Source organism: Microbacterium sp. DWRC1-3, from assembly GCF_049896645.1.
Taxonomy (GTDB): Bacteria; Actinomycetota; Actinomycetes; order Actinomycetales; family Microbacteriaceae; genus Microbacterium; species Microbacterium maritypicum.
Genome location: NZ_JAFCUS010000001.1, coordinates 611,436 through 629,654 on the forward strand (window position 1 = coordinate 611,436; position 18,219 = coordinate 629,654).

Annotated in this window: 19 protein-coding genes and 2 tRNA genes; 9 read left to right on the forward strand and 12 right to left on the reverse strand. The window is 67.1% G+C overall.

What is annotated here, in order from left to right; genetic code table 11:
* Positions 1-6: 6 nt before the first annotated feature.
* The 3 genes from ettA to ACP699_RS02955 form a co-directional block, all read right to left on the reverse strand.
* Positions 7-1,686, reverse strand: coding sequence for an energy-dependent translational throttle protein EttA (gene ettA / locus ACP699_RS02945; RefSeq protein WP_017830677.1), 1,680 nt, complete (start codon positions 1,684-1,686; stop codon positions 7-9).
* A gap of 63 nt (positions 1,687-1,749) precedes the next feature.
* On the reverse strand, positions 1,750-2,247 hold the full coding sequence (locus ACP699_RS02950; RefSeq protein ID WP_426169059.1) for a DUF6993 domain-containing protein: 498 nt from the start codon (positions 2,245-2,247) through the stop codon (positions 1,750-1,752).
* Positions 2,248-2,325: 78 nt separating this feature from the next.
* On the reverse strand, positions 2,326-2,832 hold the full coding sequence (locus ACP699_RS02955; protein ID WP_302792367.1) for a single-stranded DNA-binding protein: 507 nt from the start codon (positions 2,830-2,832) through the stop codon (positions 2,326-2,328).
* Positions 2,833-3,038: 206 nt separating this feature from the next.
* On the opposite strand from ACP699_RS02955, the gene ACP699_RS02960 reads away from it, so the two are divergent.
* The gene (locus ACP699_RS02960; protein WP_017830680.1) at positions 3,039-3,308 is read left to right on the forward strand and encodes a hypothetical protein; all 270 of its coding nucleotides are present in this window, start codon (positions 3,039-3,041) and stop codon (positions 3,306-3,308) included.
* An 85-nt stretch (positions 3,309-3,393) separates the two neighbouring features.
* On the opposite strand, the gene ACP699_RS02965 is transcribed toward ACP699_RS02960, so the two are convergent.
* Positions 3,394-3,469 (reverse strand) — tRNA-Arg (locus ACP699_RS02965).
* Between the two features lie 87 nt (positions 3,470-3,556).
* On the opposite strand from ACP699_RS02965, the gene orn reads away from it, so the two are divergent.
* The 6 genes from orn to ACP699_RS02995 all read left to right on the forward strand — a co-directional run bounded on the left by orn (position 3,557) and on the right by ACP699_RS02995 (position 6,175).
* Positions 3,557-4,183 carry an oligoribonuclease gene (gene orn / locus ACP699_RS02970; RefSeq protein ID WP_210698724.1) on the forward strand — a complete coding sequence of 209 codons (627 nt, stop codon included), beginning with the start codon at positions 3,557-3,559 and terminating at the stop codon, positions 4,181-4,183.
* A 36-nt stretch (positions 4,184-4,219) separates the two neighbouring features.
* Positions 4,220-4,292: transfer RNA gene (locus tag ACP699_RS02975), tRNA-His, on the forward strand.
* A gap of 91 nt (positions 4,293-4,383) precedes the next feature.
* Entirely contained in the window at positions 4,384-5,013 is a 630-nt protein-coding gene (locus ACP699_RS02980) for a LysE family translocator (RefSeq protein WP_055868411.1), read from the forward strand.
* 27 nt (positions 5,014-5,040) lie between these two features.
* On the forward strand, positions 5,041-5,388 hold the full coding sequence (locus ACP699_RS02985) for a metallopeptidase family protein (protein WP_081603925.1): 348 nt from the start codon (positions 5,041-5,043) through the stop codon (positions 5,386-5,388).
* Complete coding sequence (gene clpS / locus ACP699_RS02990) at positions 5,385-5,681, forward strand: ATP-dependent Clp protease adapter ClpS (protein WP_174799528.1); 297 nt, start codon at positions 5,385-5,387, stop codon at positions 5,679-5,681. Before ACP699_RS02985 ends, clpS begins: the two co-directional genes overlap by 4 nt.
* Positions 5,678-6,175 carry a DUF2017 family protein gene (locus ACP699_RS02995; RefSeq protein ID WP_426169066.1) on the forward strand — a complete coding sequence of 166 codons (498 nt, stop codon included), beginning with the start codon at positions 5,678-5,680 and terminating at the stop codon, positions 6,173-6,175. The genes clpS and ACP699_RS02995 overlap by 4 nt, the downstream gene beginning before the upstream one ends.
* On the opposite strand, the gene ACP699_RS03000 is transcribed toward ACP699_RS02995, so the two are convergent.
* Genes ACP699_RS03000 through gatC form a run of 6 tightly spaced genes read right to left on the reverse strand, consistent with a single transcriptional unit; the run spans position 6,172 to position 11,722 of the window.
* Complete coding sequence (locus tag ACP699_RS03000) at positions 6,172-6,753, reverse strand: hypothetical protein (RefSeq protein ID WP_082524207.1); 582 nt, start codon at positions 6,751-6,753, stop codon at positions 6,172-6,174. The two genes, ACP699_RS02995 and ACP699_RS03000, sit on opposite strands and share 4 nt — an antisense overlap.
* Complete coding sequence (locus ACP699_RS03005) at positions 6,737-7,054, reverse strand: hypothetical protein (protein ID WP_426169070.1); 318 nt, start codon at positions 7,052-7,054, stop codon at positions 6,737-6,739. Before ACP699_RS03005 ends, ACP699_RS03000 begins: the two co-directional genes overlap by 17 nt.
* A gap of 36 nt (positions 7,055-7,090) precedes the next feature.
* Positions 7,091-8,347, reverse strand: a complete 1,257-nt coding sequence (gene dinB / locus ACP699_RS03010; protein ID WP_141386006.1) for a DNA polymerase IV — start codon at positions 8,345-8,347, stop codon at positions 7,091-7,093.
* A 47-nt stretch (positions 8,348-8,394) separates the two neighbouring features.
* The gene (gatB, locus tag ACP699_RS03015; RefSeq protein WP_055868421.1) at positions 8,395-9,909 is read right to left on the reverse strand and encodes an Asp-tRNA(Asn)/Glu-tRNA(Gln) amidotransferase subunit GatB; all 1,515 of its coding nucleotides are present in this window, start codon (positions 9,907-9,909) and stop codon (positions 8,395-8,397) included.
* Entirely contained in the window at positions 9,909-11,426 is a 1,518-nt protein-coding gene (gatA, locus tag ACP699_RS03020) for an Asp-tRNA(Asn)/Glu-tRNA(Gln) amidotransferase subunit GatA (protein ID WP_151486324.1), read from the reverse strand. The genes gatB and gatA overlap by 1 nt, the downstream gene beginning before the upstream one ends.
* The gene (gatC, locus tag ACP699_RS03025) at positions 11,423-11,722 is read right to left on the reverse strand and encodes an Asp-tRNA(Asn)/Glu-tRNA(Gln) amidotransferase subunit GatC (RefSeq protein WP_031206170.1); all 300 of its coding nucleotides are present in this window, start codon (positions 11,720-11,722) and stop codon (positions 11,423-11,425) included. The genes gatA and gatC overlap by 4 nt, the downstream gene beginning before the upstream one ends.
* A 67-nt stretch (positions 11,723-11,789) precedes the next feature.
* Here gatC and ACP699_RS03030 point away from each other — a divergent pair, with 67 nt between their 5' ends.
* On the forward strand, positions 11,790-13,490 hold the full coding sequence (locus ACP699_RS03030; protein WP_055872576.1) for a long-chain-fatty-acid--CoA ligase: 1,701 nt from the start codon (positions 11,790-11,792) through the stop codon (positions 13,488-13,490).
* A gap of 47 nt (positions 13,491-13,537) precedes the next feature.
* A complete protein-coding gene (locus ACP699_RS03035) occupies positions 13,538-15,382 on the forward strand; it encodes a DEAD/DEAH box helicase (RefSeq protein ID WP_373695276.1) in 1,845 nt (614 codons plus the stop codon).
* 22 nt (positions 15,383-15,404) lie between these two features.
* On the opposite strand, the gene ACP699_RS03040 is transcribed toward ACP699_RS03035, so the two are convergent.
* Entirely contained in the window at positions 15,405-15,872 is a 468-nt protein-coding gene (locus tag ACP699_RS03040; protein ID WP_426169078.1) for a hypothetical protein, read from the reverse strand.
* Positions 15,869-18,202, reverse strand: coding sequence for an NAD-dependent DNA ligase LigA (gene ligA, locus ACP699_RS03045; protein WP_426169081.1), 2,334 nt, complete (start codon positions 18,200-18,202; stop codon positions 15,869-15,871). The genes ACP699_RS03040 and ligA overlap by 4 nt, the downstream gene beginning before the upstream one ends.
* Between the last annotated feature and the right edge of the window lie 17 nt (positions 18,203-18,219).

An 18,219-nucleotide genomic window follows, 5' to 3' on the forward strand; every position in this document is an offset into this window, starting at 1 on the left:
ACAGCCTCAGTCGCGCGTCAGCTTGCGGTGCGTCGAGCGGTGCGGCTTGGCCGCATCCGCTCCGAGGCGCTCGATCTTGTTCTCCTCGTAGGCCTCGAAGTTGCCCTCGAACCAGTACCACTGGTCAGGCTTCTCATCAGTCCCCTCGTAGGCGAGGATGTGCGTGGCGATGCGATCCAGGAACCACCGGTCGTGGGTGATGACCACGGCGCAGCCGGGGAATTCGAGCAGCGCGTTCTCGAGCGAGCTCAGGGTTTCCACGTCGAGGTCGTTGGTCGGCTCATCGAGGAGCAGCAGGTTGCCGCCCTCCTTGAGGGTCAGCGCGAGGTTCAGGCGGTTGCGCTCACCACCGGAGAGCACACCTGCCTTCTTCTGCTGGTCCGGACCCTTGAAGCCGAACTTAGAGACGTACGCCCTGGACGGGATCTCGGTCTTGCCGACGGTGATGTAGTCGAGGCCGTCGGAGACGACCTCCCACAGCGTCTTGTTCGGGTCGATGTTGGAGCGCGACTGGTCGACGTAGCTGATCTTGACCGTCTCGCCGATCTTCAGATCTCCGCCGTCGAGAGGCTCGAGGCCGACGATGGTCTTGAACAGCGTCGTCTTTCCGACACCGTTCGGGCCGATGACACCGACGATGCCGTTCGGCGGCAGGCTGAAGCTGAGCCCATCGATGAGCGAGCGTCCGTCGAAGCCCTTCTTCAGGTTCTTGGCCTCGATGACGACGCTACCGAGACGCGGTCCTGCGGGGATCTGGATCTCCTCGAAGTCCAGCTTCCTGGTGCGCTCGGCCTCGGACGCCATCTCCTCGTAGCGAGCGAGACGCGCCTTCGACTTGGTCTGACGCCCCTTCGCGCTCGAGCGCACCCACTCCAGCTCCTCCTTGAGGCGCTTGGCGAGTTTGGCGTCCTTCTTGCCCTGGATCTCGAGGCGTTCGCCCTTCTTCTCCAGATAGGTCGAGTAGTTGCCCTCGTAGCCGATCAGGCGGCCGCGGTCGACCTCGGCGATCCACTCGGCCACATGGTCGAGGAAGTACCGGTCGTGGGTGATCGCGATGACGGCGCCCTTGTAGGCCTGCAGGTGCTGCTCGAGCCACAGCACGCTCTCGGCGTCGAGGTGGTTGGTCGGCTCGTCGAGCAGCAGGAGGTCAGGCTTCTGCAGGAGCAGCTTCGCCAGCGCCACACGACGCTTCTCACCACCGGAGAGCGGGGCGATCGCCGCGTCGCCAGGAGGGGTGCGCAGCGCGTCCATGGCCTGATCGAGCTGCGAGTCGAGGTCCCAGCCGTCCGCCGCGTCGATCTCTTCCTGAAGCGAACCCATCTCCGCCAGGAGAGCGTCGAAGTCGGCATCGGGATCTGCCATGAGTGCCGAGATCTCGTTGAAGCGGTCGAGCTTCGCCTTGATCGCGATGCCGTCCTGGATGTTCTCGAGCACGGTCTTCGTCTCGTCGAGTTCCGGTTCCTGCATGAGGATGCCGACGGTGAACCCCGGAGAGAGCTTCGCCTCACCGTTCGAGGGGGTGTCCAGACCCGCCATGATCTTGAGGATGGTCGACTTACCGGCGCCGTTGGGACCGACCATACCGATCTTGGCCCCGGGGAGGAACGCCATGGTCACGTCGTCCAGGATGAGCTTCTCGCCCACTGCCTTGCGTGCACGAACCATCGAGTAGATGTACTCAGCCACCGAAAACCGCTCCTTCTGTTGGCGTCGAAGATCGACACTCCAGCCTACCGGCCCCCTGGCGTGTCACCAGTCGATAGGACGTGTGGCACCGATGAGGCAGCGCCCCTCGGCGAGTTGCGGCAGAACCGCGGTGACGACTTGCCCCGTGGAGGGCCCGACCTGGCCGACGAGACACTCATCGTCGCCCCAGCGCACGGAGAACTGCAGGCTCTCCGCCGGATTTCCGACCGTGGTCTGATCCTGGGTCACCTGCATCGCTTCGCGATCGAACCCTGCAGTGATCAGGGCGTCGATGTAGGCGCGACCGAGCCCCCGCTGATCAGTCGCCCAGATGCCTTCCGCGGTCGCCGTGAACACAGGGAGGTTCTCCTCGGCGGTGCCATCGGGCACCAGGACGGGCGCCGCGGGAGTCGTCGACTCCGCACCGGGTGAGGCGGAGACCGACGGGGAAGGTGACGGAGCGGGGGTCGGCGTGCACCCGGAGAGAAGGAGGGCGGCCGCAGCCGTGGCGGCGAGGACGCCGGCTGCACGCGCGGGCGAGAGGACCGATCGACGAAGCACGTGCCGAGTCTACGTCGCCTTCCCCTTCGTCTCGCCCGAACAGCCGGCCCGCGCCCTCATCTCTCCGAACTCGACAGGTCAGCCCCTCCCCGTCAGCTCCGCCTCCGGATCAGCCCAGGAGAGGTCGATCGTCGAGGAGTCCTTCTCCTCATCGGGGACGCCGACCCCCTCATGGCCGGATGACGCGTCCGCGGAGTCGGTTGACGTCTCCGTGGCACTCGCCTGCGCACGCGCCTGCGGTCGGTAGGCGGTCGTCCCCCACCGCAGGTCATGTCCGATCGCATCCGCTTCGATGTCGACGCTGGTGCCGTGCTTGCCGTTGCTCTCCCAGTTTCGGATCTTCAGGCGACCGGTCACGATCACGCTGTCACCGGTGCGCAGTGACGCCTTCGCGTTCTCGCCGAGCTGTCGGAATGCGGCCACGGAGAACCAGTTGGTCCCGGAGTCCGTCCACGTCTGGGTCGCGGCGTCGAAGCGGCGGTGCGTGCTGGCGAGGCGAAAATTGGTGACAGAGACGCCGCCCCCGGTCTGGACCTGCGTCGGGTCGGTCGCGACTCTCCCCACGATGGTCAGGGTGTCGATCATGTGCTCATCCTCTCGATCGCCGGATCTCTTCCGGGCCCCTCCAGAGTGGGGCGCGACGGCGGGAGCCGATCGCCCGAATCGTGCAAGCGGTGGACAGCCTCGGTCAGATGGCGTCTGTGGAGAGAAAGCCCCGATGAGGGCGGGAGGACCTCACCGGCCCGAATGTCGGAGGTCGGTCATATCTTCGAATCACGAAAGGAGCCCCGATGTCCGACAACTTGATCACCTCCCTCCCCGAGATCCCCTACGCCACGCCTCGACTCGCTTCCGCACGAGAGCATCTGGTCCGCGCCGCAGATCACCTCTGGCGAGTGCAGGATCAGCGGGAGCACGTGCTCGGTCACCTGCGCATCGTCGCGGATCCGCTCGGGCTTCGATACCGCGCGGAGCGCCTTCATCTCGCGACGGGCGTCTTCCGGGTCGTCGGTGAGTTCTGGCGCGCGGACGATGCCGTCGCGGCCCTCCGCTATTCCTGACGAGTTCAGCGCGGTCGACGACGCAGGCGGAGATTCGACGACCAATGCCTCGATGCGCCGTGTGTCGCGGGGCATTCGACTCGTGTGGTGCCCCCGGCAGGATTCGAACCTGCGACCAAGAGATTAGAAGGCTCCTGCTCTATCCCCTGAGCTACGGAGGCGCACATCTCTAGAGTATCGCGGTCCCGGAGGCGTTTCGTGAAGCACGCTCCGGTCGGCGATGTCGGGCCCGTCGATAGTATGGCGACATGGTATCTGCGTCCGAGAATGATCGTCTCGTATGGATCGACTGCGAGATGACGGGCCTCGATCTGGCGGTCGACGAGCTCGTCGAGATCGCCGTCGTCGTCACCGACTTCGAGCTCAACCCCATCGATCCGGGATTCCAGGTGGTGATCCGCCCCAATGAGAGTGCCCTCAAGCACATGAACGACTTCGTCACGAAGATGCACGAGACATCGGGACTCATCGAGGAGATCGCCGGTGGAGTGTCGCTGGAGGAGGCTGAGTCCCAGACCCTCGCGTACATCAAGCGCTTCGTTCCGCTGGAGCGCAAAGCGCCTCTGGCCGGGAACACGATCGGCACGGATCGGATGTTCCTGGCGAAGTACATGCCGCAGGTGGATCAGTGGCTGCACTACCGCAACGTCGACGTCTCCAGCATCAAGGAGCTCTCGCGCCGTTGGTACCCGCGGGTGTTCTTCCAGGCCCCCTCCAAAGACGGCGGTCACCGTGCGCTCGCCGACATCCTCGAGTCGATCAGGGAGCTCCGGTACTACCGCGAAGCAGTGTTCGTCGATGAGCCGGGGCCGTCCAGCGACGAGGCACGGGAGATCGCTTCGCGCACGGTGTCCGAGTTCACTCCGAACATGTAATACACTCGTATAGTTGCCTGCTCCGGTGGGCACATGGTGGGTATAGCTCAGCTGGTAGAGCGCTGGCTTGTGGTGCCGGATGTCGCGGGTTCGAGTCCCGTTACTCACCCTCCTGAAGAAGGCCCGAATCGCAAGGTTCGGGCCTTCTTCGCATCTCCGCATGATCGGCCTGTTCCCCTCCGGAGCTCTAGACTGGCGAGGTGTCGCTCGCGGTCTGGTTCTCGTTGCTGACCGCCTCCGTCGTGATCAGTTTCACGCCCGGCGCCGGTGCGATCAACACGATGTCGAACGCCATGAATCAAGGGTGGCGACGATCGATATGGGGCATCGTCGGGCAGCAGATCGCGTTGATCGTCCATGTGGCTGTCGTGGCCGCCGGCGTCGGGCTGCTGGTCTCTCGCTCGGAGGTGCTCTTCAACGGCATCCGCTATGCCGGCGCGGCGTACCTGGTGTTCCTCGGGATACGTCTCATCCTCACGAAGCCCGCGGTCGTGGTCGACGACGTTCCCGTTCCGGTCGATTCCAGGGAGAGCCACTGGTCGATGATCCGCCGGGGGTTCTGGGTCAACCTGCTGAACCCGAAGGCGATCGTCTTCTTCCTGGCGTTCATCCCGCAGTTCGTCCGGCTGGATGAGCCGCCACTGCCCCAGTACCTCACCCTCATCGTCACCGTGATCGTCGTCGATGTGATCGTGATGTGGGGGTTCTTCGCCGCGGCCGCGCGCCCCTTCCGTCGTCTCACGCGCACGGCGCGAGGGCAGCGTGTCCTCAACACGGTCTTCGGCGCCCTGTTCATCGTGGTGGCCGCGATCCTCGTTCTCCTCCACTGACCTTCCGTCGCCCCTAGGCTGGAGATGATGGACATGGATGCCGCCGCCTTCGAAGAGCTCGTGATCGACGAGCTCGACCGCCTCCCCGACGACATGGTCGAAGGGCTGGAGAACGTGGTGTTCGTCGTCGAGGATCGGCCCGAGGACGGCAGCCTCGATCTGCTCGGGCTCTACGACGGCTTGGCACTGACCGAGCGGACGCAATACGGAATGGGTGAACTCCCCGACCGCATCGTCGTCTACCGCGAACCGCATCTCGCGCAGTGCGAGACCGACGACGAGCTCCGCGACGAGATCCACACCACACTGGTCCATGAGATCGCGCACTTCTACGGAATCGACGACGAGCAGTTGCATGAGATGGGCTGGGCGTGACGATCCCGACAGCGGTTCCCGACCTCGATGAGGTGACCGACCTGAGCGCTGCTCCCCTCGAGCCATGGCAGGTGGTGGTCTGGAACGACCCCGTCAACCTGATGAGCTACGTGGTGCGCGTCTTCCGCACGTATTTCGGGTACTCCCTCGATCACGCGACGGCGTTGATGCTCGCCGTGCACCACGACGGACATGCGATCGTGGCCACCGGACCGCGCGAGACCATGGAGGTGCATGCACAGGCCATGCACGACTTCGGGCTCTGGGCCACGGTCAGGAAGGCGACGTCATGACCTCTGACACCGTGATCGTCCCGATCACCGCCATCGAGGAGCACCACCTCGCGAAGCTCGTGGATGACTTCCTCGAGCTGCTCGTCACCTCGCGTGACGTCGGGGACCCCGCGATCGACCGGCTGGTACCGAACCCCTACCCCGACGATCCCGCCTCCGCTGCCGGCTTCGCGGAGAGCACGCGAGACGACCTCCTCGATCGGCGACTCAGCGATGCGCGCCTGATGCGCGCGGCGCTCCGAGAACTCCCCGGGGGTGGTGACGGCCTGGAGGAGGCAGAGGCCCTCCTGACGCGCGAGCTCTCGGTCCCCGCGGCAGATCTCGACTCCTGGCTCCGCACGCTCACCGCCATTCGACTCGTGATCGCGGCTCGCCTGGGGATCACCTCCGACGAAGAGACCGGAACCGACGGTCGTCACGATGTGTACGACTGGCTCGGCTACCGCCTGGAAGTTCTCATCCAGGCGGCGGATGACGCCGATGGAAGGCGCTAGGGAACCTCGACGACTCGGGTGGCGAGGGAACGAGGATCGTCCCGCTCCCGGTGCAGACGCTCCTGCGCAGCCCAGCGGTCCCAGTGCGGGCGGTAGGTGTCGCCGTCGCGGGCCAGAGCTCGCGCCTTGCGCGACGCCTCCGCGGACTCCACCCAGATTCTGACGTCGGCGAGGCCGGCGGTCGACGCCCGGAGTATCCCGCTGCCCTCGACGATCACGCCGAGGGCCGGATCGACGGCGTGGCTTTCCGCTTCAGCCTGAGCCTCCCAGTCCCACCGCCGCCAGGTCCCGAGGTAACCGCGGCCGTGCGGGCGGAGGATCCACTCCAGGGCGCGCTCGACGCCGCCTTCGAGACCATCCCAGCCGGGGTACAGCGAGTCCAGCGCGATGAGCTGCACATGGCCGACCACGGGCCAGCGACGCACGAGCAGGGAGGCGAGAGAGGACTTCCCCGCTCCGCTTCCCCCGTCGATGAGCACGACCGGGTTGACAGCGGCGACGGCGCGGACATCCTGCTCGATCAGTGTCGCAGCCTGCTCCAGCGCGGCTGAGACCGGGTCGTCACTTCTTGAGGGCACGGATGATGCGGGTGAGCGCCCGTCCGGCGACCCAGACGAACGGCACGGCGACCACGAGAAGCGTGACGGTGTTCGGCTCGAAGCGCAAGCCCTCTTCGCGACGCACATACACGCCGACGGGAACGGAGACTCCACCGCCACCGCCACCTTCGGCACCGTCTCCGCTGCCGCCGCCGAAGCCCGAGTAGGTGAACGCGACCGGCGTGATGCTCACACCGTCGACGTCCTGCGGCTCTCCGTACGCGCTCTTCACGCCGAAGGACGCAGCTTGTTTTCCGAGTTCCAGTGCAATGTTCGGCATAACCCCACGCTAGCCGAGGAACCATGCCCTGTGGGATCAATCCAGGCCGTGGGCTTTCGGGTGTTGTGCGGCGCCTCTGCCATCGCCGCGGCCGATGTGTCGGGCGCGACTGATCGTCGCCGCGCCGAACCGGGCGACGGCCTCATCCATCGCGCCCTCGACTCGGCGCCAGTCCTCGTCGTCGTCCCAGAGCCCGAGGGCGCCTCCGCCGGCTGGTCGAAGATTCTCGGCACGGACGCCGACGAGTCGCACCGGATCACGACGGTCGATCTGCTCGAACAGGGACTGAGCGGCTTCTCCGATGCGCTGACCCACTGCTGTGGGCTCGCTCAGTGTCTGGGACCGGCTCAGCGTACGGAAGTCATCGAAACGGATCTTGATCGCGACGGTCGATGTCTCCCACTCCGCTCGGCGGAGCCGGGCAGCGACGCGGTCGGCCAGTCGGAGCAGTTCCGCGCGCAGGAACGAGCGGTCGAGGATGTCGGCGTCGAAGGTCTCCTCATGACCGATGCTCTTCTCCACGCGCTCCGTGTCGACGACGCGCGCATCCTCTCCCCGGGCGAGCTGTGCGAGTCGCGCACTCAGCGCAGGCCCGACAGCGCGTTCGATCATCTCGCGCGGGGCATCTCGCACATCTCGCACCGTTCGGATCCCCCGAGCCTCCAGCGCTTCAGCGGCCTTCGGCCCGACGCCCCACATGGCACGGACCGGTCGAGGAGAGAGGAAGTCGAGCGTGTCCTTCGCCGCGACGACGAGCATCCCGTCGGGCTTGGATATCGTCGAAGCCATCTTGGCGACGTGCTTGGTGGCGGCGACGCCGACGCTGCACGTGATCCCGACCTCATCGAGGACGCGCGCTCGGATGAGTTCGGCAATGCGCGCGGGGCTCCCCCAGAGACGACGCACACCCTGCACATCGAGGAACGCCTCGTCGACGGACAGCGGCTCCACGAGCGGTGTGAACGATTCGAAGATCGCCATCACCTGCCGAGAGACCTCCTGGTACCGGTGGAAGTGCGGGGGGACGATACGCGCGGACGGACACAGCCTGAGGGCCTGCGAAACCGGCATCGCCGCGCGAACGCCGTATCGGCGGGCCTCATACGACGCGCTCGAGACGACCGAACGGCCGTCCGGCGCGCCGATGATCAGCGGCAGACCGCGGAGAGAGGGATCATCGAGCACCTCGACCGCCGCGTAGAACGCGTCCATGTCGACGTGCAGGATCCTCGTGCCGGTGTCGTCGGCATCGATGGCGGAGACGATGCGTCCGCTGCCGTCACCGTGTCCCATGCATCCATCCTCCCCCGGGCCTCCGACATGAGGCCCGGGGTCGCACGCTACTGCGCAGCGCGCTCGAGAATGAGTTCACGGACGCGTGCGGCGTCCGCCTGGCCCTTCATCGCCTTCATGACCGCTCCGATGACGGCACCGGCGGCCTGCACCTTGCCGTCCTTGATCTTCGCCATGACGTCGGGCTGCGCGGCGAGTGCTTCGTCGATGGCGGCGATCAATGCGCCGTCGTCCGAAACGACCGCGAGTCCACGGGCGTCGACGACCTCCTGCGGGTTGCCCTCGCCGGCGATGACGCCTTCGAGCACCTGGCGAGCGAGCTTGTCGGTGAGGGTGCCGGCGTCGACGAGCTGCTGCAGGGCTGCGACGTTCTCCGGGCTGATGAGCTCGGTGGCGTCCTTCTCCTGGGCGTTCGCGAGACGGGAGATCTCACCCGTCCACCACTTGCGCGCGGTGGCCGGAGTCGCCCCAGCAGCGATCGTCGCCTCCACGACCTCGAGCAGTCCGCCGTTGCGGACATCCTGGAACTCCAGGTCGGTGAAGCCCCACTCCGCCATCAGGCGGCGACGGCGTGCCACCGGCTGCTCGGGAAGCGCCGCGCGCAGCTCTTCGATCAGTTCGGCGGCAGGCTCCACCGGCAGCAGATCGGGCTCCGGGAAGTAGCGGTAGTCGTCGGCATCGGACTTGGGACGGCCGGGCGAGGTCGTGCCGGTGTCCTCGTGCCAGTGCCGGGTCTCCTGCGTGATGGTCCCGCCGTCGGCGAGGATCTGCGCCTGGCGCTGGATCTCGTACCGCACCGCACGCTCGACCGACCGCATGGAGTTCACGTTCTTCGTCTCCGTGCGCGTGCCGAGCTTCTCCTGGCCGCGGGGCCGGAGGGAGACGTTCGCGTCGCATCGCAGGTTGCCGCGCTCGAGACGCGCCTCGGAGATGCCGAGTCCGCGGACGATGTCGCGGATGGCCTGCACATACGCCTTGGCGACCTCGGGTGCACGGTGGTCGGTACCGAAGATCGTCTTGGTGACGATCTCGACCAGAGGCACGCCGGCACGGTTGTAATCGACCAGCGAGTACTCGGCGCCCTGGATGCGTCCGGTCGCCCCACCCATGTGGGTCAGCTTCCCGGCGTCTTCCTCCATGTGCGCCCGCTCGATGGGGATCGTGATGAGCGTTCCGTCCTCGAGCTCGACCTCGACCGATCCCTCGTAGGCGATCGGCTCGTCGTACTGCGAGATCTGGTAGTTCTTGCCGAGGTCCGGGTAGAAGTAGTTCTTCCGGGCGAATCGGCTCGACTCCGCGATCGAGCAGCCGAGGGCGAGCCCCAGGCTGATCGAGGAGCGGATGGCCGTCTCATTCACGACCGGCAGCGACCCGGGCAGCCCGAGGTCGACCGGGGCGATGAGCGTGTTCGGCTCGGCGGCGTGGAACGCCTCGTTCGCCGGGTTCGGCGCATCCGAGAACATCTTCGTGTTCGTGTTGAGCTCGACGTGCACCTCGAATCCGAGGACCGGCTCGAACATCTCGAGCGCCTTGTCGAAGTCCATGAGCTTGGCGGCGGCCATCAGCGCTTCCCTCCTGCGAGCTGCGGTGCACGGGTGAGCAGTGGCGCACCCCACGAGTCCACGAGCAGCGTCTCGAGCGCGGCGCCGACCTTGTAGAGTCGGGCGTCCTCACGAGCCGGGGCGATGAACTGGATGCCGACGGGGAGACCGTCGTCGTCTGCCAGACCGCTGGGGATGGAGATGCCGGGAACGCCAGCAAGGTTCACCGGGATCGTGGTGATGTCGTTCAGGTACATCTGCAGCGGGTCGTCGATCTTCTCGCCGAGCTTGAACGCCGTCGTCGGCGCCGAGGGCGTCGCGATCACGTCGACCTCGGCGAAGGCGTTCGCGAAGTCCTGCTGGATGAGGGTGCGGACCTTCTGCGCACTGCCGTAGTAGGCGTCGTAGTAACCGGCGGACAGCGCGTAGGTGCCGAGGATGATGCGTCGCTTGACCTCGTCGCCGAATCCGGCGTCGCGTGTCGCGGACATGACGTCCTCGACGGTCGGGTTGCCATCGGGAGTCACCCGCAGGCCGAACCGCACCGAGTCGAACTTCGCGAGGTTGCTGGATGCCTCGGCAGGGAGGATCAGGTAGTACGCGGCGACGCCGTACTCGAAGTGGGGGGCGCCGATCTCGACGATCTCGGCACCCTGCGACTCCATGAGCGCGAGCGCGCTGCGGAAGGACGATGCCACACCGGGCTGGAATCCGCTGTCCGGGAGCTCGCGGATGACGCCCACCTTGAGGCCCTTGAGCACGTCTCCGCGCGCACCCTCTCGTGCGGCCTCGGCGAACGAGGGCCAGGTGTCGCGCAGCGAGGTCGAGTCCTTCGGGTCGTGCCCGCCGATCGCGTCGTGCAGCAGACCGGAGTCGAGCACGGTCCGAGAGACCGGGCCCACCTGGTCGAGGCTCGAGGCGAGGGCGATGGCTCCGTAACGGCTCACACCGCCGTATGTCGGCTTGACGCCGACCGTGCCGGTCACGTGGGCGGGCTGACGGATCGAGCCTCCCGTGTCGGAACCCAGCGCGAGGGGCGCCTCGAACGCGGCGACCGCGGCGGCAGAGCCGCCGCCGGAGCCGCCAGGGATCCGATCGAGGTCCCAGGGGTTGTGCGTGGGGCCGTACGCCGAGTGCTCGGTGGAGGAGCCCATGGCGAACTCGTCCATGTTCGTCTTGCCGAGGGCGATCATGCCCGCTGCGCGTGACCGCGCCACGACCGTGGCGTCGTACGGCGACCGGTATCCCTCGAGGATGCGCGAGCCGCTCGTCGTCGGCTGGTCGGTCGTGACCAGCACGTCCTTGATGGCCAGCGGTACGCCTGCGAGCGGGCCGAGCAACTCACCGGCGGCCCGTCGTGCGTCGATCGCCGCTGCGGCCTCGAGCGCCCCCTGGTTGACGTGCAGGAACGCGTGAACGTCGCCGTCGACCGCAGCGATGCGGTCGAGGTGCGCCTGCGTCGCCTCGACGCTCGACACCTCGCCGGCGGCGAGCTTCGCGGCGAGATCCGCCGCATCCAGCCGGATGATGTCGCTCACTGCTCTTCTCCCAGGATCGCGGTCACGCGGAAGCGGCCGTCGGCGGCATCCGGTGCGTTCTGAAGCACCTGCTCGTGCGTGAGCGTCTGCCCGACCACGTCGGGACGGAAGACATTGCTCAGCGGGATCGGGTGGCTCGTCGCGACGACGTCGGGGGTTGCGACCTCCGACACCTTCGCGATGTTGTCGACGATCGCGTCGAGCTGGCTCGTGAGCCGCGACACCTCGTCGTCGTTCAGCTGGATGCGTGCGAGCACACCGAGATGGCGCACGAGTTCAGGGGTGATTTCAGACACTCCCCCAGTCTAGTTGGCGCGCTCCGCAGTCCCATGCTCTTCACGCGGCTCGCCCTATGCTGGGCGGGTGAGCACGTTCCAGCCTCCTCGCCCGTGGATCGCCAGCTATGCCGCCGGCGTCCCGGAAGACCTCTCTCCCGTCGACGGATCGCTCGTGGACATCGTCGCCGCCTCGGCGCGCGACTATCCGGACGCCCCCGCCCTCCAGTTCTTCGGTCGGGAGACGACGTATGCGCAGCTCCAGTCGGCGGTCGAGCGCGCGGCGGCGGGTCTGCGCGATCTCGGTGTCCGCGCCGGCGACCCCGTCGCGATCGTGCTGCCGAACTGCCCGCAGCACATCGTGGCCTTCTATGCGGTGCTCCGTCTCGGCGCCGTCGTCGTCGAGCACAACCCGCTCTACACGCCGCGTGAGCTGCGCAAGCAGTTCGAAGACCACGGCGCGAAGCACGCGATCGTCTGGAACAAAGTCGTCTCCACGGTGCAGGAGTTCCCGGCGGATCTTGCGGTGACGAACCTCGTCTCGGTGGACGTGACCCGCGCCATGCCCTTCCTCACCCGTTTCGCCCTGCGGCTGCCGGTGACCAAAGCACGCGAGTCGCGAGCCGCGCTCACGGAGAGGGTGCGCGGCACGGTCGTCTGGGACACGCTGCTCGCCTCGGAACCACTCCCGGCGTCGCACCCGAAGCCGCTGACCGACGATCTCGCGATCATCCAGTACACCTCCGGAACGACAGGGACACCTAAGGGAGCGGCGCTCACGCACCGCAACCTGCTGGCCAACGCGGCGCAGGCCCAGGCGTGGGTTCCCTCCATCCAACGGGGCAAGGGATGCGTCGTCTACGCGGTCCTGCCGATGTTCCATGCTTACGGCCTCACGCTCTGTCTGACGTTCGCGATGTCGATGGGTGCACGACTGGTGCTGTTCCCCAAGTTCGACCCGGAACTCGTTCTCGACGTCGTCAAGAAGCACCCGGCGACATTCCTGCCGCTCGTGCCGCCCATCGCGGATCGCCTCCTCGCCGCCGCGAAGGCCGAGGGCGTGTCACTCGACGGCATCGAGGTGGCCATCTCGGGTGCCATGGCCCTGCCGCACGAGTTGGTCGTTCCGTTCGAGGAGGCCACCCACGGCTATCTCGTCGAGGGCTACGGACTCAGCGAGTGCTCGCCCGTCCTCATGGCCAACCCGGTCGCGGACAACCGCGTTCCCGGCACCGTCGGACTCCCCCTTCCGGGCACCGAATGCCGCGTCGTGGACCCGGAGAACCCGAGCGAAGACGTACCGCCCGGCACGGCCGGAGAACTCGTCGTGCGCGGTCCGCAGGTGTTCTCGGGCTACTACGGCAAGCCCGAGGAGACCGAGGCCGTCTTCGTCGACGGGTGGTACCGCACGGGCGACATCGTGACGATCGACGACGCCGGTTTCGTGCGCATCGTCGACCGCATCAAGGAACTCATCATCACGGGCGGCTTCAACGTCGCCCCCACCGAGGTCGAGAACGCCCTGCGCCAGCACCCGCAGGTCGCGGATGCTGCGGTCGTCGGTCTGCCGAGCGAGCACTCCGGCGAAGAGGTGGTCGCGGCGATCGTCGTCGACCAGGGAACAGATGTCGACGTCGAGGCCATCCGCGATTTCGCACGGAGCATCCTCACGCCCTACAAGGTCCCTCGTCGTGTCTTCGTCGTCGATGAGCTCCCGAAGTCTCTGATCGGGAAGGTGCTCCGGCGCCAGGTGAAGGACAAGCTGATCGCGCTGACGACAGGCGTCTGAGGACGCCCTCACAGGCGCCGATCGTCCCGGCGCGCTACCCTTGGGAAGTGACCCCTGAAGATGCAGTGCTGACCGACGCCCCCGAGGACACTCCCGCGACCCCCGGATTCGAGGAGCTCGGCATCACCGGGCCCGTCCTCAAAGCCATCAAGGATCTCGGATACGAGACCCCGTCGCCCATCCAGGCGGCCACCATCCCGACTCTTCTCGCCGGCCGCGATGTCGTCGGCATGGCGCAGACCGGTACCGGGAAGACCGCGGCATTCGCGCTCCCCGTCCTCGAGCGCCTCGACGTCTCGCAGAAGACCCCGCAGGCCCTCGTGCTGGCTCCCACGCGCGAGCTCGCCCTCCAGGTCTGTGAAGCCTTCGAGTCCTACGCCTCCAAGATGAAGGGCGTGCACATGCTGCCCGTCTACGGCGGCCAGGCCTACGGCGTGCAGCTCTCTGCACTTCGCCGCGGCGTGCATGTGATCGTCGGCACGCCGGGGCGCATCATGGACCACCTCGCCAAGGGTACTCTCGACCTCTCGCAGCTGCAGTACCTGGTGCTCGACGAGGCCGATGAGATGCTGAAGATGGGCTTCGCGGAAGATGTCGAGCAGATCCTCGCGCAGACGCCCGTCGAGAAGCAGGTCGCCCTGTTCTCCGCGACCATGCCCCCGCAGATCCGTCGCCTCGCGCAGAAGTACCTGCGCGATCCGGAAGAGATCAGCATCAAGTCGAAGACCGCGACCGGCACGAACATCACTCAGCGGTACCTCGTGGTGTCGTACGCGCAGAAGGTCGACGCGCTCACCCGCATCCTCGAGGTCGAGAACTTCGACGGCATGATCGTCTTCGTCCGCACCAAGAACGAGACCGAGACGCTCGCCGAGAAGCTGCGTGCCCGTGGCTACTCCGCTGCCGCGATCAACGGCGACGTGCCCCAGGTGCAGCGCGAACGCAGCGTGAACCAGCTCAAGGACGGCAAGCTCGACATCCTCGTCGCCACCGACGTCGCCGCGCGTGGTCTCGATGTCGAGCGCATCAGCCACGTCATCAACTTCGACATCCCCACCGACACCGAGTCTTACGTGCACCGCATCGGACGCACGGGCCGTGCGGGTCGCAGCGGTGATGCGATCAGCTTCATCACGCCGCGCGAGCGCTACCTGCTCAAGCACATCGAGAAGGCGACCCGTCAGGTCCCGACGCAGATGCAGCTGCCCAGCACGGAAGACGTCAACACCACGCGCCTGAACCGCTTCGACGACGCGATCACCACGGCGCTGTCGGAGACCGCGCGCATCGAGGCGTTCCGCGACATCGTCGCGCACTACGTCCGTCACCACGACGTGCCGGAGGGCGATGTGGCCGCGGCCCTCGCCGTCGTGGCGCAGGGCGACAAGCCGCTGCTCCTCGACCCCGCCAACGATGCCCTCACCAGGGCGGTGGAAGCCGACAATCGTCCGCCGCGAGAGCGCGCCGGCCGCGACGCTCGCGAACCGCGTACCGAGCGACGCGGGCGGGGCGACTACACCGCCTACCGCATCGAGGTCGGCCGGCGTCACCGTGTCGAGCCGCGACAGATCGTCGGCGCGCTCGCCAACGAGGGTGGACTGGGGCGCGACGACTTCGGCGCGATCAACATCCGCCCCGACTTCTCCACCGTGGAGCTGCCGTCGAACCTCGATGCTTCCGTCCTCGAGAAGCTGCGCGACACGCGTATCTCCGGTCGTCTGATCGAGATCAAGCCCGACCGCGGCCCCGGCGCACGACGCGCGGGAGGTCCCCGTGAGAGCCGCGATGACGGCGGACGGAGCGATCGTTTCGAGCGTCGGGATCGCGATGAGCGTCCGGCACGAGACACGCGCGACGAGAAGCCGTTCCGCAAGCCGCGTCACAAGAGCTGACCGCACTCGCGCGCGGGACGAGCTAGCCCGTTCCGCGCGCGAGTCGTGCCGCCACGTCGATCAGCGGCTCCGGGTGTGCGAGAAGCGCGCGCTGCTCCGGGTGCGCGATGAGATGGGCGATAAGTCGCTGCGCGCCGGCGACCGTGGGCGCCCAATATCCGCCGACATGGTGCCGGCTCAGCGGGAGAGTGCGCGGCTCGCCGTCGACGATAAGAGTCACCGAACCGTCGTCGGGATCGACCCCGGGGTCGGTCAGCATCGCCGCGGTCAGCGCTCCGAGCAGCAGGGTGCTGACCAGACCCGGCAGGCGGAACCTGGTCGTGGGGACGTCGATCGCGATCTCCTCGATGTCGGCCCATCGCACGATGCCACGGTTCTCGACGCCCTCGCGGATGATCACGGCGTCAGGGGTCAGTCGCAGGTGATGCCGACCGGGGTCTCCGACAGCCAGCGCCTCACGGACCACGATCAGCGGTCCGTAGCGCTTCACGACTCTTCGGCCACGGGCGGGAGCGCGTCAGGCCCTTCGGTGACCAGGATGTGGAACTGCGCCGCGTCGAGAATGCGCAGACCGAGCTCCTCCGCCTTCGCGAGCTTCGACCCCGCGCCGGGTCCGGCAGCGACGAAGTGGGTCTTCTTCGAGACGCTGGAGGCCGCCTTTCCGCCCGCTTTGAGGATGGCTTCCTGCGCACCCTCTCGCGTATATCCGTCGAGCGAGCCGGTCGCCACCACCGTCAGACCTTCGAGGACGCCGCCCTCGGCGACAGCCGCACCAGGGCCGGGGTGGCCGGGCGTCGCCCACTGCACACCCGCATCCGTCCACTGCTGCACGATCTCCTGGTGCCAGTCGACGTCGAACCAGGCGAGCAGCGAATCGGCGATGATCCCGCCCACGCCCTCCACTGCGGCCAGCTCATCACGCGAGGCCGCGCGGATCGCGTCGAGGGAACCGAACCACTGGGCAAGCGCCCTGGCGGCGACAGGGCCGACATGACGGATGTTCAGTGACACGAGCAGTCGCCACAGATCCTTGGTCTTCGCCTTCTCCAGCTCAGCGAGCAGAGTGAGCGCCTGGGATGAGGGCTGGGGACCCTCGAGACCGGCCTTCTTCTCGGTCGGTGTGGGGTTTCGTCTGAACGGTGCTCGGGTCTTCACGATCCCGTCCTCGTCCTCCTTGGGGAGCCCCGTCTCGGCGTCGCGCACGAAGAGCTCGATAGGAACGAGCTGCTCGAGGGTGAGCGCGAAAAGACCCGCCTCGGTTTCGAGCGGCGGCACCGCGGGAGACGTGGGCTGCGTCAGCGCGGCAGCGGTGACCTCGCCCAGCGCTTCGACGTCGAGGGCGCCACGGGAGCCGATGTGCTCGACGCGGCCGCGCACCTGTGCCGGGCACGACCTCGCATTCGGGCACCGCAGATCGATATCGCCTTCCTTCATCGCCCGCAGCGGTGTGCCGCACTCCGGGCAGTCGACAGGCATCACGAACTCCCGCTCGCTGCCGTCGCGCTTCTCGACCACCGGTCCGAGGACCTCGGGGATGACGTCGCCGGCCTTGCGCAGCACGACGGTGTCGCCGATCAGCACCCCCTTCGCCTTGACGACGTCTTTGTTGTGCAGAGTCGCCTGGCGGACGACGGAACCGGCGACGTGAGCGGGGGCCATGACCGCGAACGGGGTCGCACGACCGGTGCGACCGACCGACACGACGATGTCGAGCAGCTTCGTCTGCACCTCTTCCGGCGGGTACTTGTAGGCGATCGCCCAGCGCGGCGCGCGGCTCGTCGCACCGAGTTCGTCGTGCAGCTCGAGTTCGTCGACCTTGACCACGATCCCATCGAGCTCGTGCTCGATGTCGTGCCGGTGCTCGCCGAAGTACTCCACGAACGATACGACGTCGTCAACGGTGCGACACACCTTCGTGTGCGGGCTCGTGGGCAGCCCCCACCGTGCGAGCAGATCGTACACCTCGCTCTGCGCCGCCACGGGAGGGTTCGCCCATGCGCCGACGCCGTGCACGTAGAGGGCGAGCGACTCGATCCGCAGCAGGCCTGCTTCGAGTTCGAGACCGTTCTTCTTGTCGATCTGCTGGCGGAGCCCTCCGCTGGCCGCGTTGCGCGGATTCGCGAAGGCGGGGAATCGTCGGGCGGCCGCGGTCCTCGCCTTCTCCTCATCGAAGGGCTTCTTCACTCCCCCACGCGACTCCCACCGCTCGAGAGCATCGGCATATGCGCGCTCGCGGAAGGACGCCTGCGCCGCATTGAGCCGTTCGAACGCAGCCACGGGGATGAAGACCTCGCCGCGCACCTCGACGATCGAGGGGTGGCCCTCCCCGCTCAGCCGGTACGGGATCTCCGGAAGACGCAGAGCGTTCTCGGTGACGATCTCTCCCACACGCCCATCGCCTCTGGTGGCTGCAGAGGTGAGAACACCGTTCTCGTAGCGGAGGTTGATCGCCAGTCCGTCGATCTTCAGCTCGGTGAGCCAGGCGACCTCGCGCCCTGCCGAGGCCTTCGTCTTCGCCGCCCACTCCCTCAGCTCTTCGATGGAGAAGACGTTGTCGAGGCTGAGCATCCTCTCCGCGTGCTCGATGGTTGCGAGCCCTGTCGCCTCGGCGGCTCCGACCATCTGCGTCGGCGAGTCCTGTCCCTGCAGTTCGGGATGCAGACGTTCGAGCTCTTCGAGCCGGTGCATCCATCCGTCATACGTGAAGTCGTCGACCAATGAGGTGTCACGGCCGTAGTAGGCCTCTTTCGCATCGAGGATGCGAGTGGTCAGCTCCTCGGCTTCGGTTCGGGCGTCTTCCAGCGAGATGTTCTCCGGCACCCCGTCAGTCTACGAGC